Raw genomic sequence first — 20,362 nt, forward strand, 5'->3', positions numbered from 1 at the left:
TATGGCAGACTTCCCGCAAGCATATCGCCCCGATCCGCGCATCCTTGATCTGGGAGACGCCTTCTACGATCCGGTGACGGCGGCCAACTTCCCCGAGACCCGGCTGCGCTTCCGCAACGACCGCGCTGCCACCGGCGTCGGACTTGACGGGTTGAGCGATGGCGACTGGATCCGCCATTTCGGACGGTTCACGCCACTACCGGGAAACCTGCCGCAGCCGCTCGCGCTGCGCTACCACGGCCATCAGTTCCGCGTGTACAACCCGGACATTGGTGACGGGCGCGGCTTTCTGTTCGCGCAGATGCGCGACACCCACGGGCGCCTCATGGACCTCGCGACCAAGGGCAGCGGCCAGACGCCGTGGAGCCGCTTCGGCGACGGTCGCCTCACGCTGAAGGGCGGGGTGCGCGAAATTCTCGCGACCGAGATGCTGGAGGCGCTGGGCGTCGAAACGTCCCGTACCTTCTCGCTGATCGAAACCGGCGAAGCACTGGATCGCAACGACGAACCCTCGCCCACGCGCGCGGCGGTGATGGTGCGGCTCAGCCACGGTCACATCCGCATCGGCACTTTCCAGCGGCTCGCCTATCACCGCGACGAGGACAATATGCGCCGCCTCGTCGATTACGTGCTGCGCAACCTCTACCGCGAAGAACCCGGCGCGGAACCTGCCACCCGGCTGCTAGACCTGGTCGTGCAACGCACTGCGAAGCTGGCGGCAAGCTATATGGCGGCGGGCTTCGTGCACGGCGTGCTGAATACCGACAACATCAACGTGACGGGTGAGAGCTTCGACTATGGCCCGTGGCGCTTTCTGCCGACGTGGGACGCAGGCTTCACCGCCGCCTATTTCGACCACGCCGGCCTCTACGCGTTCGGTCGCCAGCCCGAGGCGATCCACTGGGATGCGATGCAACTTGCGGTCAGCTTGCGCGCGATCAGCCCGGCCGAGCCGCTGATCGCGGTGCTCGACACGTTCGGCGCGCGATATCAGCCGGCGGTGGGCGACGCGATTCTGTGGCGGCTCGGCCTCGTTTCGCGGGGGCCTGAGGACAACGCCGCCCTTGTCAACGCGGTCGAACGCGGGTTGCGCTCCGACAACCTCCAGGTCGATCGCTTCTTTCTCGACGCGTTCGGCGGCGCCCTGCCCGATACCGAAGCTTTTGCCGAGGCCCGCACCCTAGCCGCACCCTACGCTGCGCGGAAAAGCCGTACCCACGCGTACTGGCGCGACGACACGCCCTGTTCGATGCTGATCGGCGAAGTCGAGGCAATCTGGTCGGCGATTGCCGAGCGGGACGATTGGTCGCTCCTGCACGCGAAGGTCGATGCAATCCGTGACATGGGCGCAGCACTCGCGTGAGGTGGTAATGCGCGGAGTGGATTTGCGCCGCGAAGTCGGGCAAGACCGCACCAATATGGTCGCAACAGAACTAACTTCGATCGAACCGGCCACGGGTGCCGTTCTCTGGCGTGGGCATAGCGGCGATGTCGACGCCGAGGTGGCGACTGCGCGCGAAAGCTGGGCGAATTGGGCCGCACGCCCGCTCGCCTATCGCACCGAGGCGCTTCGCCGCTTCGCCAATGTCGTTCGCCGCCGCGCCGACGCGTTCGCCGATCTGATCGCGCGCGAAACCGGCAAGCCGCTCTGGGAGGCGCATACCGAGGTCGAGTCGGTCATCGCAAAGGTCGACATCTCGGTGAAAGCCTATGCCGAGCGTAGCGCGCAGCGCCGCCTCGACGCGCCGATGGGCAGCCGCATCGCGCTACGCCACAAGCCGCATGGTGTGCTGGCGGTGCTGGGCCCCTACAATTTCCCCGCGCATCTGCCGAATGGCCACATCGTTCCCGCGCTGCTCGCCGGCAATGCGGTGGTGTTCAAGCCCTCCGAAAAAACGCCAGCGGTCGGCGAGTTTCTCGTTTCCTGCTTCCACGAAGGCGGCGTGCCGGAAGGCTGCGTGCGATTGCTGCTAGGCGGTCCGGACGAGGGCAAGGCACTCGCCGCGCATGACGGCATCGACGGGCTGCTGTTCACAGGGTCGGCACGGACCGGCATCGCGCTCAACCGCGCGTTCGCCAACCGGCCCGAGAAGATCCTGGCGTTGGAGATGGGCGGCAACAATCCGATCGTGGTGTGGGAATCGCCCGACGTTCACGCCGCCGCTATCATCATCGCGCAATCTGCCTTCATGAGCGCGGGCCAGCGCTGCACCGCCGCACGACGGCTGATCGTAGACGAGCGCGTGCACGATCAGCTTATCGAGGCGGTGAACGGCTTGATTGCGCGCATCATCGTCGATGAGCCGCACGCCAAGCCGCAACCTTTCATGGGTCCGGTGATCGACAACGAATCCGCCGATCTTCTGACCGAAAGCTTTCTCGAGCTGATGATCCGTGGCGGTCGCCCGATCCGCCACCTCGAACGGCCGAAGCCCGATCTGCCGTTCCTCCTTCCCGCGCTGATCGACGTGACCGAGATGAACGATCGCCCCGATATCGAGCTGTTCGGTCCGATCCTTCAAGTGGTCCGCGCGCGCAGTTTTGAGGATGCCATCGCCGAGGCGAACAACACCCGTTATGGCCTGTCGGCGACGTTGCTCAGCCAGAACCCAGCGCTCTACAACCAGTTCTGGGCAAACGCGCGCGCGGGTATTGTGAATTGGAACAAGCCGACCAACGGCGCATCGTCTGGCGCGCCGTTCGGCGGTATCGGTTGGTCCGGCAATCACCGACCCAGCGCTTTTTATGCGGCGGATTATTGTGCGTATCCAGTGGTTTCCAGCGAATCGGAACAAGCCCGCGCCAGCATCGGCGTCGGCCTTCGCGACAGCTGACGAACCGTTGATCGCATCATAGTGTTGCCGTGCGACGAACCGTGGAACCTCTGTTCAAACCGGTGATTACACCGATCGTGACGACCGACGATTCTGCCCCAGTTCGCTTTACCCGCTCCGCAAAATTGCGTCAGCAAGCCACCAATTGCCTGTCGATCGCGGTTCGCGAAAAGACACCCGACTTCGCGGCCGACCTGATCGACGAGGCTATTCGCCTCTCCCGCCGGGCACGTGAACTGGAAGTTGCGAAGCGGTGATGCTGCGGGCTTCTCGTTGCCCGCTTCATCGTCACCCGCCGACACCACTCACCACGCGTTGCGCGACCATCAAGTTATCCTACCTCGCCCAATAGCAGGCGTCGGGTTGAACCCACACGCCAATTCGCGCATCTGGCAGGCATGGCTACTCTGCTCGATCCTACCGCGCGCGGGCGCGTCATCCTCGTTGGTGCGGGGCCGGGCGATCCGGGCCTGTTAACGGTACGCGCGGTCGCGGCGCTGAAATCTGCCGATGTCGTGGTGCATGACGGGCTGATCGATTCACGCGTGCTGGAGATCGCGCCCGCCGCCGCACAGCGCATCTCCGTCGCCAAGCGGCGCGCGCGTCACACATTGCCGCAGGAATCGATCAATGCGCTTATCGTCGCGCATGTGAAGACCGGCGCGATCGTAGTGCGGCTGAAGGGCGGCGATCCGTTCATCTTCGGGCGCGGCGGCGAGGAGGTCGAGGCGGTGCGCGCCGCCGGGCTGCCGGTCGAGGTGATCCCCGGCGTATCGGCCGCGCTCGGGTGCGCGGCGGAGGCGATGTTGCCGCTCACCCACCGCGATTATTCCAGCGCGGTCAGCTTCGTCGCCGGCCAGTGCAAGGGGCTCGCCGATCAGGATTGGTCCGGTCTCGCCGGCAAGGGCCGAACGCTCGTCATCTACATGGGCGTCGCCACCGCAAACGATATCGCCGACAAATTGATGCGCGACGGTGTCGCCCCGGACATGCCGGTGGCGGTGCTGGAACGCGGCACGTTGTCGGGCGCGCGGGCGCTGCGTACCCTGTTGGCGGATCTCGGCGCGATGGTGACGCGGGAGGCTGTCGGCAGCCCGGCGATCATCGTCGTCGGCGAGGTTGTCGAACTGTCCGATGCCGAGGATCGGCTCGGCCGCTGGGCGAATGTTGCTGAAGGAAACTTTGCGTGAAGCTGTTGACGGGAAACGATCTGGCGACGGGCGATGTGATCTGGTGGACCGGTTCTGGCTGGTCCCGCCACGTCGCGGACTCGGCGGATGTCGGCAGCGAAGGCGAGGCGCTGGGCCGCATCGAGGAGGCCGCGCGCCGCGTCAACGGGCCGGTGGTGATCGAGGCGGCCGCCACGCCGGAAGGCCCCCGCCCCGACCACATCAAGGATCGTATCCGCGCGCTCGGCCCAACGGTGCGGATGGACCTGACGCTCGCGCCGGACATCTCGCCGCAGGTGGTGCTGTGACCGCGCGCGGCCTGATCCACCAGAACTCCACGTTCCCGGCGCCGACCGGCGCGACGAGGTAAGCCATGTACCAGTATGACCAATACGACCAGTCGATCGTCGACGCTCGCGTCGAGGAGTTCCGCGATCAGGTGAAGCGCCGCCTGTCGGGGGAAATGACCGAGGATCAGTTCAAGCCGCTGCGGCTGATGAACGGCCTCTATCTTCAGTTGCACGCCTATATGCTGCGCGTTGCGGTGCCGTATGGCACGCTGTCGGGCAAGCAGATGCACATGCTGGCGCACATCGCGCGCAAGTACGATCGCGGCTACGGCCACTTCACCACGCGGCAGAACATCCAGTACAACTGGATCAAGCTCGACGAGGCACCCGACATCCTCGCCGAACTGGCGACTATCGAGATGCACGCCATCCAGACCAGCGGCAATTGCATCCGCAACATCTCGTCCGACCAGTTTGCCGGTGCCGCCGCGGACGAAGTCGCCGATCCGCGCCCCTGGGCCGAGCTGCTGCGCCAGTGGAGCACCTTCCACCCCGAGTTCAGCTACCTGCCGCGCAAGTTCAAGATCGCGGTCATCGCGGCGGAGGAGGACCGCGCGGCAATGCGGCTGCACGATATCGGCATCCAGTTGCTCAAGCGGGACGGCGTGCTCGGTGCAAAGATCTTCGTCGGCGGCGGCATGGGCCGAACGCCGATGATCGGCCCTGAGATCAAGGACTTCATTACCGCCGAAGACCTGATGAGCTATCTCGAGGCGTGCCTGCGCGTCTACAACCGCTACGGCCGGCGCGACAACATCTACAAGGCGCGCATCAAGATCCTCATCCACGAGATCGGCGCGGCAGAATATGCGCGTCAGGTCGAGGAGGAGTTCGCGCACGTCAAGACACTCGGCATCGACCCGCCGCTTGTCGAGCTGGAGCGGATCACCGCCTTCTTCGCGCCCCCTGCGTTCGACACAGCCGCCACTGACACGGTGGATCGCAGCGATCCGGACTTCGCGGTCTGGCTCGACCAGAACGTACGCGCGCACAAGCAAGCGGGCTATGCCATCGTTAACATCAGCCTCAAGCCGACCGTCGGCATCCCGGGCGACGCCTCGGCCGACCAGATCGACGTGATGGCCGATCTCGCCACGCGCTATTCGTTCGACGAGCTGCGCGTCACCCATGCGCAGAACATCGTCCTGCCGCACGTCCGCAAGGCCGATCTGTATGCAGTGTGGCAGGCGCTCGACGCGGCCGGCCTCGCCACCGCCAATCTTGACCTGATCGGCGACATCATCGCCTGCCCAGGGCTTGATTATTGCGCGCTCGCCAATGCCCGCTCGATCCCTGTCGCGCAGAAGATCGCCGATCGCTTCGCCAGCCTCGAACGGCAGCGCGATCTCGGCGAGCTGAAGCTGAAGATCAGCGGTTGCATCAACGCCTGCGGCCACCACCATGCCGGCCACATCGGCATCCTTGGCGTCGACAAGAAAGGCATCGAAAATTACCAGCTTTCGCTCGGTGGGTCGGGCGCGGAAGATGTCAGTCTCGGCAAGATCACCGGCCCCGGCTTCGACGAAGACGGGATCGTCGACGCGGTCGAGACGGTGACCAATGTCTATCTCGCCCACCGCACGAGCGGCGAGCGCTTCCTTGATACCTATCGCCGGGTCGGCATGGAGCCGTTTAAGGTCGCGCTCTATGGGTAAGACCACCCGCAGCGTCCCGACAGCCCTCTCGGAAAGCCCGTTAGCATGACCGAATCGCCCCTACGCTTCCGCGACGACGCGCCGCATGAGGAGCCTGCCGTCACGCTCGACGCATTCCTTGGCCAGAGCAACGCCACCGCCGTCCGTGTCGAGCCCGGCGACGACGCGCGCGCGCTGCTGCCGCACCTCGACCGGATCGCACTGGTCGAGGTCGCCTTCCCCGGCTTCCGCGACGGGCGCGGCTATTCGGCGGCGCGCATCCTGCGCGAGGCCGGCTACACCGGCGAACTGCGTGCCGAGGGCGACGTGCTGGTCGATCAGCTCCCGCTGATGCGGCGGTGCGGGTTCGATAGTTTTGCTCCCCGTGCTGAAATCGATTCTGCCACGCTGGAGGCTTCGTTGTCCCGCTACGAGCACGTATATCAGGGGGCGGCCGATGGCGCCGTACCTGTTTGGAAACTCCGTCATGGCCAGCCCCGCCCGTAAGCTCGACATTATCGACACGCGACCCGCCTTTACTCAGGCGGATGCCGATGCGCTGAGCGCTCGCTTCGCCGGCATTGATGCGCAGACGATGCTGGCGACGGTGTTTGCCGAGGGGCTGGTCGGTCGCATCGCGGTGGTGTCGTCGTTCGGCACGGAGAGCGCGGTGCTGCTCGATCTCGTCGCCAAGGCCGACCCGAACGTGCCGGTGATCTTCGTCGATACGCTAAAGATGTTTCCGGAGACGCTCGCCTACCGTGCGGCGCTGGTATCCCGGCTTGGCCTGACGCACAGCTGCGCGGTCGAACCCGATATGGCGGTGCTCGCTGCCAAGGACGACAAGGGCCTGCGCTGGTCCTATGATCCCGACGGCTGCTGCGAGATCCGCAAGGTCGAGCCGCTCAAACGCGCCAAACAGGGTCTTGATAGCTGGATCTCCGGGCGCAAAGCATTCCAGTCCTCCACCCGCCAGAACATCGCCCGTTTCGAGATCGAGGACGGTCGGCTCAAGATCAACCCGCTGGGCGATTGGGTGAAGGCCGATCTGGAAGCGTATTTCGCTGCCCACGGCCTGCCCCGCCATCCGCTCGAAGCGGACGGCTATCTGTCGGTGGGTTGCCAGCCCTGCACCTCGAAGGTGTTACCAGGCGAGGACCCGCGCGCCGGGCGCTGGCGCGGTTGGCAGAAAGTCGAATGCGGTATCCACGTCGCCGAGAAGCCGGGCGAAGAACCGGTCTTCTAGGCGCCGCGTCCGTTCAGTAGCCGATGTAGTCGCTGAAACGCGTGAACATCGGCTCGAATTTCAGGATCACCTTGCCGGTCGCGCCGTGACGCTGCTTGGCGACGATGAACTCGGCAAGACCGAACACCCGCTCCATCTCGCTCGCCCAGCCGGCGTGATCCTCGAAGATCTTGGCGCCGTCGCCCTCGACCGGGCGCTTCGGCTCTTTGGCGGCTACGTAATAATCCTCGCGGAACACGAACATCACCATATCGGCGTCCTGCTCGATCGAGCCGGATTCGCGAAGGTCGGACAGCTGTGGGCGCTTGTCCTCGCGCTGCTCGACCTGACGGCTGAGCTGCGACAGCGCGATTACCGGCACGTTCATGTCCTTGGCGAGCGTCTTCAACCCGCGCGAAATCTCCGAGATTTCCTGCACGCGGCCGTCGCCCGACGCCTTGGCCGAACCGGTCAGAAGCTGAAGGTAATCGACCACCACCAGACCGATCTCGTTGTTATGCCGCCGCTGCAACCGCCGCATGCGCGTGTGCAGCGCCGCGATCGAAAGACCGGCGGTATCGTCGATGAACAGCGGCAGATTCTCCAGCTCGGCAGCGGCGGCGGCGAGCTGGTTGAACTCGGTCTTGCTGATCTTGCCCATGCGCAGCGCCTCGCCGCTGATCCGCGCCTGTTCGGCGAGGATACGCGTGGCAAGCTGATCCGCCGACATTTCAAGGCTGAAGAACGCGACCTTGGCACCGACCGATTCGCTGTGCGGCAGGCCATCCGAGCGGTCGCGCATGTAGCGCTGCGCCGCGTTGAACGCGATGTTGGTGGCAAGCGCGGTCTTGCCCATGCCCGGCCGCCCGGCGAGGATCATCAAGTCGGAATGGTGCAGACCACCGATCTTGCCGTTAATCGAATCGAACCCGGTGGTGATCCCCGACAGGTGACCGCCGGAATTGAGCGCACGCTGCGCCATCTTCACCGCCAGCGTGGTCGCCTGCGCGAAGCTCTTGACCGCGCTCTCGCTGCCACCATCTGCCGCGACCTTGAACAGTTCCTCCTCGGCCAGTTCGATCTGCGCGCGCGGATTGACCTCCTCCGAGGTATCGAGCGCGCGGTCGACCAAGCTGCGCCCAACCGTCACCAGCGTGCGCAGCATGGCAAGATCGTAGATCTGCTTGGCGAACTGGCGCGCGCCGATCAGGCCGGCGCCGCTGCCGGTCAACTGCGCGAGATAGGCCGGGCCGCCTAGTTCACGCATCCCCGCGTCGGCATCGAAAAGCGGCCGCAGCGTTACCGGCGAGGCGAGCATGTCGGCCCCGCGCAGCTTGCGGATCGCCGCAAAAATGCGGCCGTGCAGCGGCTCGAAGAAATGCTCCGGCTCCAGCTTGTCGATCAAATCGTCGGCAAGCCGGTTATCGATCATCATCGCGCCGAGCATCGCTGCTTCGGCCTCGACGTTTTGTGGGAGTGCGAGCGCCTCGGGTACGGGCGAAACGGGGTTTGCGAATGCGGTTGCCATTCGCGCTCTCTACGCGCCGGCAGCCTCGCACTCAAACCCGCTTGCGCCAAACCGAACGTGCAAAACGTGGATAAGCGAGTCATTGTCGAAGGCCCCCTTCCCCGATAGGGGATGCGGGATGGCGGATCCGCGCATCATCCACGTCTCTCTGGACGAGGCCACCATCGCGTGGCGATCGGCGGATAGCGAACAGGAACGTCGGATCGCGATCTTCGACCTGATCGAGGAAAACCATTTCGCGCCGCAGCGGATTTACGCGGACGGCTACGCCGGGCCGTATCGGATCGAGCTGGCGGTCGAGGAGGGTCGGATCGGTATCGCCATTCATCGCGAGGACGGATCGCATCTCGAGACCTATGTGCTGGCGATGGGGCGGTTTCGGCGACCGATCAAAGATTATTTCGCGATTTGCGACAGCTATTATCAGGCGATCCACGCTGCGACGCCGCAACAGATCGAGACGATAGATATGGCCCGGCGCGGCGTTCACGACGAGGCCGCGACCTTGCTGAAGGAGCGACTCTCCGGCAAAATCGATATTGATTTTGCGACCGCACGGCGGCTTTTCACGCTCATCTGCGTGCTGCACATCCGCAACTGACATGGTTCGGCTTAACACCTGGGGCAAACGCATCATCGCGGCTGCGGCAATCCTTGTGATCGTGGCCGTCACTGCGGGCGTGCTATGGCTATGGGCTCAGCAATGGCAGCCGAGCGGCAAATACCCGATCCAAGGCATCGACGTGTCGGACGACGCTGGCGAGATCGACTGGTGGTCGGTTCAGTCGGCTGGCGCCGACTTCGCCTATGTCCGCGCGACCACCGGAGCGGCGGGACGCGACATGCGTTTCGCCGCAAACTGGGAGGAATTGGCCAAGACGCGGCTGCGGCGCGGCGCGATGCACCGATACTCGCTTTGCAACTCGGCGGTCGATCAGGCGAACAACTTCAACACCACGGTGCCGCGTACACGCGCCGCACTTCCGGCGGCTGTGGAGCTCGACTTCACGGACGATTGCACTGCACGTCCGGAGGCGAAAACACTGGTCGAGGATCTGCGGCGGTTCCTTACAATGGTGGAAGCACTTACCGGCACACCGGTGCTGCTCAAGATCAGTCGCGCGTTCGATAGGACTTATGGTGTCACGTCCGAACTACGCCGACCGGTGTGGGCGGTCGGCAACTTCTTTCCACCGACTTATACCGCCAGACCGTGGCAGATCTGGCAGGCAAACGACATGCGGCATATCGACGGTGTTGATGGGTCGGTACATTGGGATGTGGTACGACCATGATGAATGATCCGGTTCTAGATGACGGGATGCGTGACCGTCTGGTGGCGGCGGCGAGGACAGCAGCGTTGAAGGCGCATGCGCCCTATTCGCGCTTCGGCGTTGGTGCCGCGGTGCTCCTCGCCGATGGCAGCGTCATCACCGGCGCCAATTTCGAAAATGCCAGCTACGGCTTGTCTCTTTGCGCCGAGACCGTCGCGCTGGCGACAGCAAGCAGCGCTGGGCATCTGACCGACGCAGTCGCGGTCGCCGTAATCGGCGGCGTCATTGACGCGAACGGCGTGCCACGTGGCGTCGCGGTTGTCGGCCCGTGCGGACGTTGTCGCCAGGTCATCAACGAAGCCGCGCAACTGGGCGGGCGGGATATTACCGTATGGTGCGCTGCTGCCGAGGGCGAAGCGATAGAGCGCTACCTACTATCGGAGCTGCTGCCGCACGCGTTCGGGCCCAGCGATCTTGGTATCGGCAACTAGTCGTCGGGCTGTCCTCGCGATAGCTCGTCTTGCATTGTCGATCCTCTTTGTAGTTTGACCGAATTGTCTTTGAAGCGAAGCGTGGTCGAATGCACACCGGGTTACGCATTGTCGTTGCGGCATCATGCCTTGGCGGTGCACCCCTCCGGCAGACAGGCCGCGCGTCCCGCTCGATGACGTCGACCTCTATAACTCTACTGCCCTCTTGTTCTTGCCCGTTATTCCCGCAAAAGCGGGCCGGGTAAGGGGAAAACATCATGTCCGTCATGTCAGACCGCTGGATTCGCGAGCAGGCGCTCGCAACCGGCATGATTGAGCCGTTTGTTGATGCACAAAAGCGCGATGGCTGCATCTCATACGGCCTCTCCTCCTACGGATATGATGCACGCGTTTCCGATGAGTTCAAGATTTTCACCAATATCGATAGCGTGATCGTCGATCCCAAGGATTTCGCGGCGAACAGTTTTGTCGATCGCAGGACCGATGTGTGCGTGATCCCACCAAACAGCTTCGCGCTCGCGCGAACCGTCGAGTATTTCCGCGTGCCACGCGACGTTCTGGTGATCTGTCTCGGCAAGTCCACCTACGCGCGTTGCGGCATCATCGTGAACGTCACGCCGCTCGAGCCGGGGTGGGAAGGTCACGTCACGTTAGAGTTTTCCAATACAACGCCGCTACCAGCGAAGATCTACGCCAACGAAGGGGCGTGCCAGTTCCTGTTCCTGCAAGGTAATGAGGCTTGTGAGACAAGCTACGCCGATCGTGCGGGCAAATACATGGGCCAACGCGGCGTGACGCTTCCAAAACTTTAGGAACCGCACCTAAGGCCCAAAGGATTGACCTTACGGATGTGCCAGCATGCGCCCTTCTCGCTCGCGCACAAAGCGTTGACGCGCCCGTCTACCTGTCGTGAGTAACAAGGCAGCAGGGTGCCGCAGTGGAGCCAGCAGCGTAAGCGCAGATTGGCAGGTCTGCGGCAGCCTCTGGGAAGATAGGGAGGCTTGCGATAGCGGGGTGCTAACGGACACCGCCGCACGCAACCACGCTACACAAAAAAGGCGGCCGCAGGGGCCGCCTTTGCGTAGGCTATAGATCGGAGCGTGATCAGAAATCGTTGCGATACTGCTCGTTTCCGATGAAGCCGAGCTTGGAAATGCCCGAGCGTTTGATAACCGCCAAAACGGTATCAACCTTCTCGTATTTCGCCGCCGGATCAGGCTGGAAGTGCAGTTCCGGTTCCGGGTTCATCGTCTTGGTCTGCTCGAGATACTGCTGGAGCGTCACCAGATCGACCGGGCTTCCGTTCCACTGAACGGTACCAGTCGGATCGACGATGACCTTGTTCTTAACCGAATCGACAACTGGCCTGCTGTCCTTGGAGTTGATCGGCAGATCAACCTTAACTGCGTGCGTCTGCGGCGGGATGGTGATGATGAACATGATCAGCAGAACCAACATGACGTCGATCAACGGCGTCGTGTTGATGTCCATCATGGGATCGCCTTCACCGCGACCGGAACTCATTGCCATATTGAAATTTCCCTAAAACCGCGGTCCCAAAGGGCCGCCGACGTAATCAATCGCCTGCGACGACGTTAGGCGGCGGCTGCGAAATAAAGCCGACCTTTGCGAAACCTGCCATCTGCATCGTGTAGATCGCACCACCGATGCACTTGTAAGGCACGTCCACATCGCCGCGGATGTGTGCCTCGGGCAGATCGTCCGGCGTCAGATTGGCCGCGCCACCGAGTCGTTTCACTTCGGCAGTCAGCTTATCGACCGCACGCTTCAGCAGTTCATCGTGCGTCACGCGCGTCAGGTTCCAATACACCGCACAATTGCCGCTGCCGTCTTGAATGACAGACAGGCTGACGTTTTCGGGCTTGGTCGTCGTCGGATCGTATTTCACGTCCGGCAACTTCAGTTTGATGTTCTGAACCACCACCGGAACGGTGATCAGAAAGATGATGAGGAGAACCAACATGACGTCCACGAGCGGCGTCGTGTTGATGTCCGACATCGGTGCATCGCTGTCAGTTGGTGCGCCAGTGCTCATCGCCATGGACGGCTATCCTATTCTCAACAGTCTACTGCCGGAACCACTTCCGGCAGCGAGGGTGGGAGCCGCCGCATGACGGCTCCCATATGCTGCTTACGCCTTGGTGGCGGTGGTCGTCGTGGCAGGCTTGACGGGAGCCGCCGGAGCCTTGCGAACAACCGTCGGCTTCACTGCGCCGTTCGACGCGATGTAGCCGAGTACGTCGTTCGAGAACGCGCTGAGGTTCTCTGCAATCGCCTTGTTGCGACGCTGCAGGAAGTTGAAGGCCAGCACGGCCGGAACCGCGACGACCAGACCGAACGCGGTCATGATGAGCGCCTCACCGACCGGGCCTGCGACCTTGTCGATCGAAGCCTGACCAGCCTGACCGATCTTGATCAGCGCGCGGTAAATGCCGAGCACCGTACCGAACAGACCGATGAACGGCGCGGTCGAACCCACCGTTGCGAGGAAGGCGAGACCGCCGCCCAGCTGCGAGTTGATCGCGGCTTCCGAGCGCGCGAGCGAGCCGTGCACCCAGTCATGCGCCTCGACCGGATCAGTCAGGCGACCATGCTGGTCCTGCGCCTGCAGGCCGTCGTCGACGATCTGCTTGTAGGCCGAGTTCTTCTCGAGCTTGGCAGCACCTTCGCGCAGGCTGTTGGCAGCCCAGAACTGAGCACCGACACGCTTGCCCTGGTTGATAACCTTCTGTTGCTCGAACAGCTTGGTGAACAGGATGTAGAGCGTGAAGAACAGGAAGATGGTGAGGATGATCGCGACCGTCCAGGTAACCGGACCGCCTTCGTTCAGCGAGTTCATCAGGCCGAAATTGTTCTCGGGCGGCGTCGCCCCTGCGGCGAGAATGGTGGTGATCATGCGGTAACTTCCCTCTCAAGAAACCCCCGGCGCCCGATCAGCGGCGCGCCGGGGAAAATGGTTATTCAGGCAGGACCCATTTGACGGGCAAGACGGCGGTCGACGTGATCGGCGTGCCGGATGCATCAAGAGCGGGCGAGTATTTCACCCGACGCTTCGCGATGCTGCACGTCGTCGAATCGAGATCCGAATTGCCGCTCGAGGTCGTCACGGTACAATCTGTCACACGGCCGTCGGTACCTACGGTCAGCTTCGCCACAACGCGACCCTGCGCCTCGGCACGAAGCGCCGCAGCAGGATAAGCGTCAGGACCGAAGAACTGGCCAGGGTTACCCTTCAGACCAGCAGCCTTGGACACGGCCGGCGGCGCAGGCGGCGCGGGCGGTGCCGGAGGAGCTGCCTTCGGGGTGAGCTGGATCGCCGGCGGCGGCGTTTGAACCGTCTGGATCACCGGCGGCGGGGTTTGCACCTGCACGATCGGCGGCGGCGAGACCACGGGAGGCGGCTGCACCTGCGGCTGGTCTGGCGGCGGTGGGGGCGGCGGTTTGTCGGGCGGCGGCGGTGGCGGTGGTGCCACGTCGAACGTGTTGAGCTTCTCTTGCGCCTTCTTGATATATTTGAAGGCGAGCCCGTTCACGAATGCCCAGCCGAATGCAGCGACCACGATCGAAACGATCACGATCGAGACAATACGGCTGCCACTTGTATCTCGATCAGCGTAAGCCATTCAGTAACGAAACTCCTCTATAACGAAACGGCTGTTATGCCGTGCCGCAATGTCCGCTCGTGCAACCCTTGCATGGGCTAGTGTATCCTGGACAGGCCAATTCTGTATCGTGAGGAAAACCGCGAAGCAAACGCTTTGTCCCCGCAAAAGCCCTTAGTGCGTCCCGATGGCAGAATTATTTCTGTATCGGCAGCGGTCGTTCCGCTAGTCCGACAATATGGCCACCCCTCCCGCAATCGCGCTGCTTTGTACGTTTGCAGCATTATCCAGCCCCGTTTGGGCGGCGCCACAGCCGATACAATCGTCTGAACAAGCATCGGCAGCGCCGCTACCCTACACCCGATTCGCCGATCTGGTAGTGGCGGCACCTACTATCGTCGACGCGGCGATCCATGACGTCGTGCCGCTCAAGGGTCCTGACGCGGCCGGCGTTCAGCCCGGCTTCGCGCGCGCGTATGTGGAAGCAGATGTCGCAGCGCTTATCCGCGGACCCGACGCGCTGCCGCCGACGGTGGGTTACGTCGCCGACATCCCGCTCGATTCGCGCGGTCGCATACCTAAGCTTCGGAAGGCTCGCGTCCTGCTATTCGCCCGCCCTGCTCAGCAGCCCGGCCAGATCCAGCTCGTTTCGCGCGATGGGCAGCAGCCGTGGTCTCCCGAGGTGGATGCACTGACCCGCAAAATCGCCACGGAGCTGGTCGCGCCCGGGGCGCCGCCAGCTATCACGGGTATTGGGCACGCCTTTCACACGCCAGGCGCTCTTCCCGGCGAAGGTGAGACGCAAATCTTTTTGACCACCGCCGATGGCAGTCCGATATCTTTGAATGTCGTCCGCCGGCAGGGTGAACCGCCGCATTGGTCATCTTCGATCGGAGATCTTGCCGATCCTAACGCGCAGCCGCCCGCGCGCGACACGTTGTTATGGTATCGTCTCGCCTGCGGCCTTCCCGCTGCGATACCCGACGTGAGCTTCGACGGGGTCGACGCTGCAGACGTCGCGGCGGCACGTGAAGATTACAAGATCGTGCTCGATTCGCTCGGCCGCTGCGAGCGCTGAATTCGCGCGCGTCAGCGGCGATGACGGATCAGCGTTATGCCGATCGATTCGCCGTCCTCAGCGATGGCGAGCTTGACGATCTTGACCATCACCCGCAGCACGCGCTTGTCCTGCAGAAACAGCGTGTCGACAATATGATCGGCCACCGCCTCGATCAGAGTGAAGTGCACGCCGGCCGGCAGCGCGCCGGTGGCGGCGTGTTTTAAGTCCAAGTAATTCTTCGAGCGATCGAGCGGATCACCCGGTGCGAAATGCGCCGGACACTCGAGATCGACCGTCAGCGATATCCGCAGCGGCTGGGGCAGATGCGTTTCCTCGGAATAGATCCCGGTCAGCACCTGCACTTCAAGGTCGTGCACTTCCAGGGTGAGGCGATCGTTCAACGCGGCGTCCTTGGTTCAGCGAGAAAGCGCGCCCCATAGCAGAAGCGGCGCAGAGGGGAACTGCGTCCCGTTGCGCATTCAGCTTGCGTTCGCACGCGTCAACGCTACAGCGCGCGGCCCCGGCGCCCTTGCCAGCCCTGTTCGGAACGACCCCGTGACGATGCCAAGCTCCATGACAACGATTGCGCCTCTTGCCGGAACCGCAGACGATGCCGTGGAGCAACTCCTCGACCGCGCCTTTGGGCCGGATCGACACCGCCGCACTGCCTATCTGATCCGCCAGGGCACTGCCGCGATCCCGCACCTGAGCTTCGCGGCGCTTGATCGGGATATGCTCATCGGTACGATCCAGTGCTGGCCGGTACAACTGGTCCGCGACAATGGCGGCAGCATCCCGCTGGTGATGGTCGGTCCGATCGCGGTCGAGCCGACGCGACAAGGTGAAGGCATAGGACAGCGGCTGACCCATCACGCGATTCGCTGCGCCGAACAAAGCGACGATGCCGCGGCCATGATGCTGATCGGCGATCCCGAATATTACGGCCGGTTCTTCGGTTTCGATGCCACCGCGACTGCGCGGTGGCGCGCACCCGGTCCGGTAGAGCAGCGTCGGCTGCTCGCGCGTGGAACCATACCCTTGGCGGCAGGGATGCTCGCGCCGCGCTTCCCAACGCCCGCCTGACTGGACGGATCGGCAGCCCTGCCCTACCGCGTCGCGCATGCCGATGGACCCGATGCCCGACTTGTCCGCACTGTCGCTTGCCGAGATTGCGCGGATGGCCGCAGATCAGAAACTGCCGCCGATCGATCGCTGGAACCCCACGCACTGTGGGGACAGCCAGATGCGGATCGCGCGCGACGGCACTTGGTATCACCAGGGCACGCCGATCGCGCGCGAAGCAATGGTGCGGCTGTTTTCCACGATCCTGCGGCGCGAGGAGGATGGCAGCTATGTACTCGTCACGCCTGTCGAAAAGCTCGACATCCTGGTCGAGGATACGCCCTTCGTCGCCGTCGAGATGAAAGCGGAGGGAAGCGGGCCAGCGCAAACGCTTACGTTCAGGCTCAACACCGGCGATCTCGTAATCGCCGGACCGGAACAACCGCTCCGCTTCAATGAAGGCGATGACGGTCCCCGCCCGTATCTCACCGTGCGCGGCGGGATGGATGCGCTGGTCGCGCGCTCTGTCTATTACGAATTGGCCAATCTAGCCATCGAGGATGGCGAGACACCACCGGGCGTCTGGAGCAAAGGCGTGTTCTTCGCGATGGAGCAAACGGTTGCAGCGAGAGGTCACGCATGATGTTGGCGGAACGCCTTCACCACGCGTTGTTGGCCGGTCATGCCACGCACGTGTCGCTGCTCACCGGCGATCTTGCCGATCACGATCCAATCTATCCGGACACACTGGTCCAGGCCGCCGTATTGGTGCCGGTCACCGATCGCCCCGAACCGGGCGTGATCCTGACACGTCGTACCGAAACGATGAGCCGCCACGCCGGCCAGGTCGCGTTTCCGGGTGGGAGGGTTGACCCCGAAGATCACGACGCGGTCGCAGCTGCCTTACGCGAGGCAGAGGAGGAGATCGCGCTTCCGCGGGAGCAAGTGACGTTGGTGGGCGCGAGCGACCAGTATCGTACCGTCACCGGCTACCTCGTCACACCAGTGATCGGCGTCGTGCCGCCTGATCTTGTCCTCGTGCCGAGTGCTGCCGAGGTTGCCGACTTGTTCGAGGTGCCGCTCGCCTTCCTGCTTGATTCGGGCAATCATCTGGAGGCGAGTGTCGAGTGGCAGGGCCACGTCCGGCATTATTACGAGATCCTTTGGGGCGATTACCGGATCTGGGGCGCGACCGCAGCCATGATCGTCAACCTCTCGCGGAGGTTGCGATGGGCGACCTGATCCTCCCGCAGGCGGCATGGCGAAGGCGAGCGGGCATGGACCAGCTGTGCGAGGTGCTCGGCACGGATGCGGCGCGGTTCGTCGGAGGCGCGGTGCGCGATACGTTGCTCGGGCTGGATGTGGCGGACGTTGATCTCGCCACCGAGCTACCGCCGGAAGATGTGCTCGATCAGGTGCGCGCGGCCGGCATGAAAGCGGTGCCGACCGGCCTCGCCCACGGTACGATCACTGTCGTTCTACCGGACGGCCCGGTTGAGGTGACGACACTCCGCCGCGACGTGGCGACTGATGGCCGCCACGCCACCGTGGCCTTCACCCGCGCGTGGGAAGAAGATGCCGCGCGACGGGATTTCACGATCAACGCGCTCTACGCCGATCCGGTCAGCGGCACGGTGTTTGATTATTTCGGCGGGGTCGATGATCTCGCCGAGCGGCGGGTGCGGTTCATCGGCGATCCGCTCAAACGAATCGCGGAGGATCATCTTCGCATCCTGCGCTTCTTCCGCTTTCAAGCACGCTTCGGGGCAGAGGTGGACGCGGATGGGCTGGCCGCCTGTACTGTTCGCGCCAACGACCTGATGGCGCTCTCTCGAGAGCGGATCGCGGCGGAGCTGTTGAAACTGCTGCTCGCGGATCGCGCGGTTCCGACCGTGCTGTTGATGATAAAACAGGGGATCTTTCGCCCGGTCCTGCCGGAGATCACGAATGTCGATCGCTTGGCCTCTCTGGTCGATCGCGAGATCGGAGCCGGCATCGCCCCCAATGCGATCCGCCGACTGGCTGCATTGCTACCGCCCGACGCCGCGACTGCCGAGGACGTCGGCGCACGGCTGAAGCTTTCCAAACTCGATCGCCGCCGACTGGTCAGCGCGACCTTTCCGGCCGGAACCGAACCGCCACAGGCGATCGCCTACACTCTCGGTACCGATCTCGCGATCGACCGGCTGCTGCTGTCAGACCGGCCCAGGGCGGATGCGCAGGCGATTGGAGATTGGCAGGCACCGCGCCTGCCGGTGAGCGGCGGCGTTCTGGTCGAGCGCGGCGTGCGCAAAGGGCCGGAGGTGGCGACGCTGCTCCGCACGATCGAGGCGGAGTGGGTGCGGGCAGGTTTCCCGGGCGAGGATCAAATGGACGGTATCGTTGCAGCCGCGCTCGATCAGTGGCGCCGGGATTCCAGCAACGCATAGGCGTCGTCGACTTCGAGCGGTTTCGCATAAGCGAACCCCTGTCCATAGGTACAGCCGAGCGCCGCGAGCGTCTGTGCGAGTTCGTTGGTTTCGATCCCCTCAGCCGTGGTTTGCATGCCTAGCGCCTGCGACAGGCTGAGGATCGCGCGTACGATCGCGACCTTGTCTCGATCGACGAGCATGCCTGTCACAAAGCTGCGATCGATCTTGAGAATGTCGATCGGCAGCTTCTGGAGATAGGCGAGATTTGAATACCCGGTACCAAAATCGTCCATCGCGATGGTGGTCCCCAAGCCTTTCAGCGCGTGCATGATGCCGGCGATACGATCGGGGTCGGTGACGAGAGCGCTCTCGGTCAATTCGAGCGTAAAGCGCGACCCCGGCAGGTTGTGCGCGATGAGCGCGCTTTGCAGGAGTGGCGCGATTCCATCGCGTTGAAGCTGGATCGCCGACAGGTTGACCGCGATCTTGACGCCGCAATCGCCGCCGAACTGCGCGTCCCAGCCGGCGAGCGTGCGCACAGCTTCTCTGATGGCCCATCGCCCCAGCGGAACAATGAGCCCGGATTCCTCAGCGACCGGAATAAAGGCGGAGGGCAGATGCTCCACGCCGTCTTCGTCCCGCCAACGGGCCAGCGCCTCGAACGAAACCAGCCGTCCGCTCGCAAGATCATAGATCGGTTGATAGTTAAGCCGAAGCTGGCCGCGATCGATCGCACGGCGCAACGCGGTTTCCATGCCGAACTGTTCACGCGCTATGTCGAATGCCTGCGGTTGATAGGCCTCCGCGTGGCCGCTGCTCTTCGAGCGTTTGACCGAAAATTGCGCGTGGCGGATCAAGTCCTCAGGGTCGTCGACCCGCCTTGCGCCAAACGCCACGCCTATGGAGCACGAGACGCAGATCTCGTAGCCGGAAAGCCTAAACGGTGTGGCGAGGGCGCTGCTGATCCGTTTGGTGACGTGGGCAACGTCGTTGCCGCCCTCCTCCACTGCCAGAAAAATCGCAAACTCGTCGCCGCCGGTACGGGCGAGCACGTCATTCGCGCGCAGGATGCCCTTCAGGCGACGTGCAACCGTGATAAGCAACTCGTCGCCCGACATCGACCCTAGACACGCATTGACGCGGCTGAACCGATCAAGATTGACCATCAAGATGGCGTAGCGGAAGCCCGGCGCCGCCGCTTCCAGCAACTGCTCGGTCCGCTCGCTGAAACCTGCTCGATTTGGCAGACCCGTAAGGCTGTCGGTCAGCATTTCGCGCCGCAGATTATCCTCCGTGCGCAACTCGGCGGTCTGATCAACGAAGGTGACGACGCACCGTCCCTCGGCATTGCGAGAAAGCCGCGCCATCGCGACGCGGAAGTGACGGCACTCGACGCTGCTGCCGAACTGCAGCGGGAAATCCTCGCTCAGCCGATCGCTTTCGACAAACGCGCCGATCCTCGCCCCGATGGCATCAAGCAGCGGAAGCCGGGGCACTTGCTGATCATTCGCGTTCGCGAGTCCGGCCTCACGACATGCTGTGTTGGTCGCCTCGACGAGGATCGCGCCATCCTTCGCACGCACGACCATCGCCGGTATCGGCAGCAGTCCGATCAGCCTGGCGGAAACGTCGGTCGACGGAATAATGCCGAACATCCGCTCGACCAGGCCGAGCGGTGACCGAGCGACTGACGCGGCAGAT

General features: G+C 63.5%; 24 protein-coding genes. 17 read left to right on the forward strand and 7 right to left on the reverse strand.

Translation table 11 applies throughout. The features are described from left to right. Position 1: 1 nt before the first annotated feature. The 8 genes from OXR00_RS04605 to OXR00_RS04640 all read left to right on the forward strand — a co-directional run bounded on the left by OXR00_RS04605 (position 2) and on the right by OXR00_RS04640 (position 7,233). On the forward strand, positions 2–1,363 hold the full coding sequence (locus OXR00_RS04605) for a protein adenylyltransferase SelO (RefSeq protein ID WP_267387147.1): 1,362 nt from the start codon (positions 2–4) through the stop codon (positions 1,361–1,363). A gap of 55 nt (positions 1,364–1,418) precedes the next feature. Beyond that, positions 1,419–2,834, forward strand: a complete 1,416-nt coding sequence (astD, locus tag OXR00_RS04610; RefSeq protein ID WP_267386873.1) for a succinylglutamate-semialdehyde dehydrogenase — start codon at positions 1,419–1,421, stop codon at positions 2,832–2,834. A 41-nt stretch (positions 2,835–2,875) separates the two neighbouring features. Beyond that, on the forward strand, positions 2,876–3,091 hold the full coding sequence (locus tag OXR00_RS04615) for a hypothetical protein (RefSeq protein ID WP_267386874.1): 216 nt from the start codon (positions 2,876–2,878) through the stop codon (positions 3,089–3,091). A gap of 141 nt (positions 3,092–3,232) precedes the next feature. Further along, a complete protein-coding gene (gene cobA, locus OXR00_RS04620) occupies positions 3,233–4,024 on the forward strand; it encodes a uroporphyrinogen-III C-methyltransferase (RefSeq protein WP_267386875.1) in 792 nt (263 codons plus the stop codon). Next, positions 4,021–4,311 carry a DUF2849 domain-containing protein gene (locus tag OXR00_RS04625; RefSeq protein ID WP_267386876.1) on the forward strand — a complete coding sequence of 97 codons (291 nt, stop codon included), beginning with the start codon at positions 4,021–4,023 and terminating at the stop codon, positions 4,309–4,311. The genes cobA and OXR00_RS04625 overlap by 4 nt, the downstream gene beginning before the upstream one ends. Positions 4,312–4,376: 65 nt before the next feature. Continuing rightward, positions 4,377–6,008 carry a nitrite/sulfite reductase gene (locus tag OXR00_RS04630; protein WP_267386877.1) on the forward strand — a complete coding sequence of 544 codons (1,632 nt, stop codon included), beginning with the start codon at positions 4,377–4,379 and terminating at the stop codon, positions 6,006–6,008. Between the two features lie 45 nt (positions 6,009–6,053). Continuing rightward, complete coding sequence (locus OXR00_RS04635) at positions 6,054–6,494, forward strand: DUF934 domain-containing protein (protein ID WP_267386878.1); 441 nt, start codon at positions 6,054–6,056, stop codon at positions 6,492–6,494. After that, positions 6,475–7,233: a phosphoadenylyl-sulfate reductase gene (locus tag OXR00_RS04640; RefSeq protein WP_267386879.1), complete on the forward strand. Its 759-nt coding sequence runs from the start codon at positions 6,475–6,477 to the stop codon at positions 7,231–7,233. Before OXR00_RS04635 ends, OXR00_RS04640 begins: the two co-directional genes overlap by 20 nt. Positions 7,234–7,246: 13 nt before the next feature. Here OXR00_RS04640 and OXR00_RS04645 read toward each other — a convergent pair whose 3' ends face one another. Then, a complete protein-coding gene (locus OXR00_RS04645) occupies positions 7,247–8,740 on the reverse strand; it encodes a replicative DNA helicase (RefSeq protein ID WP_267386880.1) in 1,494 nt (497 codons plus the stop codon). Positions 8,741–8,858: 118 nt separating this feature from the next. Here OXR00_RS04645 and OXR00_RS04650 point away from each other — a divergent pair, with 118 nt between their 5' ends. From OXR00_RS04650 to dcd, 4 genes are all read left to right on the forward strand, one after another. Continuing rightward, positions 8,859–9,341, forward strand: a complete 483-nt coding sequence (locus OXR00_RS04650) for a UPF0262 family protein (protein WP_267386881.1) — start codon at positions 8,859–8,861, stop codon at positions 9,339–9,341. Between the two features lies 1 nt (position 9,342). Next, the gene (locus OXR00_RS04655) at positions 9,343–10,035 is read left to right on the forward strand and encodes a GH25 family lysozyme (protein WP_267386882.1); all 693 of its coding nucleotides are present in this window, start codon (positions 9,343–9,345) and stop codon (positions 10,033–10,035) included. Positions 10,036–10,061: 26 nt separating this feature from the next. Continuing rightward, on the forward strand, positions 10,062–10,505 hold the full coding sequence (locus OXR00_RS04660) for a cytidine deaminase (RefSeq protein WP_267386884.1): 444 nt from the start codon (positions 10,062–10,064) through the stop codon (positions 10,503–10,505). Between the two features lie 257 nt (positions 10,506–10,762). Further along, positions 10,763–11,317, forward strand: coding sequence for a dCTP deaminase (gene dcd, locus OXR00_RS04665; RefSeq protein WP_267386886.1), 555 nt, complete (start codon positions 10,763–10,765; stop codon positions 11,315–11,317). Positions 11,318–11,609: 292 nt separating this feature from the next. Here dcd and OXR00_RS04670 read toward each other — a convergent pair whose 3' ends face one another. The 4 genes from OXR00_RS04670 to OXR00_RS04685 form a co-directional block, all read right to left on the reverse strand. Then, positions 11,610–12,035, reverse strand: a complete 426-nt coding sequence (locus OXR00_RS04670) for a biopolymer transporter ExbD (RefSeq protein WP_267386888.1) — start codon at positions 12,033–12,035, stop codon at positions 11,610–11,612. Positions 12,036–12,081: 46 nt separating this feature from the next. Next, positions 12,082–12,567, reverse strand: a complete 486-nt coding sequence (locus OXR00_RS04675; RefSeq protein ID WP_267386889.1) for a biopolymer transporter ExbD — start codon at positions 12,565–12,567, stop codon at positions 12,082–12,084. 90 nt (positions 12,568–12,657) lie between these two features. Further along, a complete protein-coding gene (locus tag OXR00_RS04680) occupies positions 12,658–13,422 on the reverse strand; it encodes a MotA/TolQ/ExbB proton channel family protein (RefSeq protein ID WP_242146681.1) in 765 nt (254 codons plus the stop codon). 61 nt (positions 13,423–13,483) lie between these two features. Then, complete coding sequence (locus OXR00_RS04685; protein WP_267386890.1) at positions 13,484–14,149, reverse strand: energy transducer TonB; 666 nt, start codon at positions 14,147–14,149, stop codon at positions 13,484–13,486. Between the two features lie 400 nt (positions 14,150–14,549). Here OXR00_RS04685 and OXR00_RS04690 point away from each other — a divergent pair, with 400 nt between their 5' ends. After that, positions 14,550–15,206, forward strand: coding sequence for a hypothetical protein (locus tag OXR00_RS04690; protein WP_267386891.1), 657 nt, complete (start codon positions 14,550–14,552; stop codon positions 15,204–15,206). Between the two features lie 11 nt (positions 15,207–15,217). Here the strand turns inward: OXR00_RS04690 and OXR00_RS04695 are convergent, their stop codons facing one another. Then, complete coding sequence (locus OXR00_RS04695) at positions 15,218–15,589, reverse strand: dihydroneopterin aldolase (protein WP_267386892.1); 372 nt, start codon at positions 15,587–15,589, stop codon at positions 15,218–15,220. A gap of 172 nt (positions 15,590–15,761) precedes the next feature. Between OXR00_RS04695 and OXR00_RS04700 the strand changes: the two genes are divergently transcribed. Genes OXR00_RS04700 through OXR00_RS04715 form a run of 4 tightly spaced genes read left to right on the forward strand, consistent with a single transcriptional unit; the run spans position 15,762 to position 18,679 of the window. Continuing rightward, entirely contained in the window at positions 15,762–16,271 is a 510-nt protein-coding gene (locus OXR00_RS04700) for an N-acetyltransferase (RefSeq protein ID WP_267386893.1), read from the forward strand. Positions 16,272–16,308: 37 nt separating this feature from the next. Beyond that, positions 16,309–16,893, forward strand: coding sequence for a DUF1285 domain-containing protein (locus OXR00_RS04705; RefSeq protein ID WP_267386894.1), 585 nt, complete (start codon positions 16,309–16,311; stop codon positions 16,891–16,893). Beyond that, positions 16,890–17,492, forward strand: coding sequence for a CoA pyrophosphatase (locus tag OXR00_RS04710; protein WP_267386895.1), 603 nt, complete (start codon positions 16,890–16,892; stop codon positions 17,490–17,492). Before OXR00_RS04705 ends, OXR00_RS04710 begins: the two co-directional genes overlap by 4 nt. Continuing rightward, positions 17,480–18,679 carry a CCA tRNA nucleotidyltransferase gene (locus OXR00_RS04715; RefSeq protein ID WP_267386896.1) on the forward strand — a complete coding sequence of 400 codons (1,200 nt, stop codon included), beginning with the start codon at positions 17,480–17,482 and terminating at the stop codon, positions 18,677–18,679. Before OXR00_RS04710 ends, OXR00_RS04715 begins: the two co-directional genes overlap by 13 nt. On the opposite strand, the gene OXR00_RS04720 is transcribed toward OXR00_RS04715, so the two are convergent. After that, positions 18,649–20,316, reverse strand: coding sequence for a bifunctional diguanylate cyclase/phosphodiesterase (locus OXR00_RS04720; RefSeq protein WP_267387148.1), 1,668 nt, complete (start codon positions 20,314–20,316; stop codon positions 18,649–18,651). The genes OXR00_RS04715 and OXR00_RS04720 overlap by 31 nt on opposite strands. Positions 20,317–20,362 lie beyond the last annotated feature (46 nt).

The organism is Sphingomonas sp. GC_Shp_3, from assembly GCF_026540945.1.
In the GTDB taxonomy this organism is placed as follows: domain Bacteria; phylum Pseudomonadota; class Alphaproteobacteria; order Sphingomonadales; family Sphingomonadaceae; genus Sphingomonas.

Excerpts from the sequence above, each read along its gene's own strand:
- OXR00_RS04605 (WP_267387147.1), top strand. The coding sequence starts at position 2 with ATGGCAGACTTCCCGCAAGCATATCGCCCCGATCCGCGCATCCTTGAT.
- astD (WP_267386873.1), top strand. The coding sequence starts at position 1,419 with ATGGTCGCAACAGAACTAACTTCGATCGAACCGGCCACGGGTGCCGTT.
- cobA (WP_267386875.1), top strand. The coding sequence starts at position 3,233 with ATGGCTACTCTGCTCGATCCTACCGCGCGCGGGCGCGTCATCCTCGTT.
- OXR00_RS04630 (WP_267386877.1), top strand. The coding sequence starts at position 4,377 with ATGTACCAGTATGACCAATACGACCAGTCGATCGTCGACGCTCGCGTC.
- OXR00_RS04635 (WP_267386878.1), top strand. The coding sequence starts at position 6,054 with ATGACCGAATCGCCCCTACGCTTCCGCGACGACGCGCCGCATGAGGAG.
- OXR00_RS04640 (WP_267386879.1), top strand. The coding sequence starts at position 6,475 with ATGGCCAGCCCCGCCCGTAAGCTCGACATTATCGACACGCGACCCGCC.
- OXR00_RS04645 (WP_267386880.1), bottom strand. The coding sequence starts at position 8,740 with ATGGCAACCGCATTCGCAAACCCCGTTTCGCCCGTACCCGAGGCGCTC.
- OXR00_RS04650 (WP_267386881.1), top strand. The coding sequence starts at position 8,859 with ATGGCGGATCCGCGCATCATCCACGTCTCTCTGGACGAGGCCACCATC.
- OXR00_RS04655 (WP_267386882.1), top strand. The coding sequence starts at position 9,343 with ATGGTTCGGCTTAACACCTGGGGCAAACGCATCATCGCGGCTGCGGCA.
- OXR00_RS04660 (WP_267386884.1), top strand. The coding sequence starts at position 10,062 with ATGCGTGACCGTCTGGTGGCGGCGGCGAGGACAGCAGCGTTGAAGGCG.
- dcd (WP_267386886.1), top strand. The coding sequence starts at position 10,763 with ATGTCCGTCATGTCAGACCGCTGGATTCGCGAGCAGGCGCTCGCAACC.
- OXR00_RS04670 (WP_267386888.1), bottom strand. The coding sequence starts at position 12,035 with ATGGCAATGAGTTCCGGTCGCGGTGAAGGCGATCCCATGATGGACATC.
- OXR00_RS04675 (WP_267386889.1), bottom strand. The coding sequence starts at position 12,567 with ATGGCGATGAGCACTGGCGCACCAACTGACAGCGATGCACCGATGTCG.
- OXR00_RS04680 (WP_242146681.1), bottom strand. The coding sequence starts at position 13,422 with ATGATCACCACCATTCTCGCCGCAGGGGCGACGCCGCCCGAGAACAAT.
- OXR00_RS04685 (WP_267386890.1), bottom strand. The coding sequence starts at position 14,149 with ATGGCTTACGCTGATCGAGATACAAGTGGCAGCCGTATTGTCTCGATC.
- OXR00_RS04700 (WP_267386893.1), top strand. The coding sequence starts at position 15,762 with ATGACAACGATTGCGCCTCTTGCCGGAACCGCAGACGATGCCGTGGAG.
- OXR00_RS04705 (WP_267386894.1), top strand. The coding sequence starts at position 16,309 with ATGCCGATGGACCCGATGCCCGACTTGTCCGCACTGTCGCTTGCCGAG.
- OXR00_RS04710 (WP_267386895.1), top strand. The coding sequence starts at position 16,890 with ATGATGTTGGCGGAACGCCTTCACCACGCGTTGTTGGCCGGTCATGCC.
- OXR00_RS04715 (WP_267386896.1), top strand. The coding sequence starts at position 17,480 with ATGGGCGACCTGATCCTCCCGCAGGCGGCATGGCGAAGGCGAGCGGGC.
- OXR00_RS04720 (WP_267387148.1), bottom strand. The coding sequence starts at position 20,316 with ATGTTCGGCATTATTCCGTCGACCGACGTTTCCGCCAGGCTGATCGGA.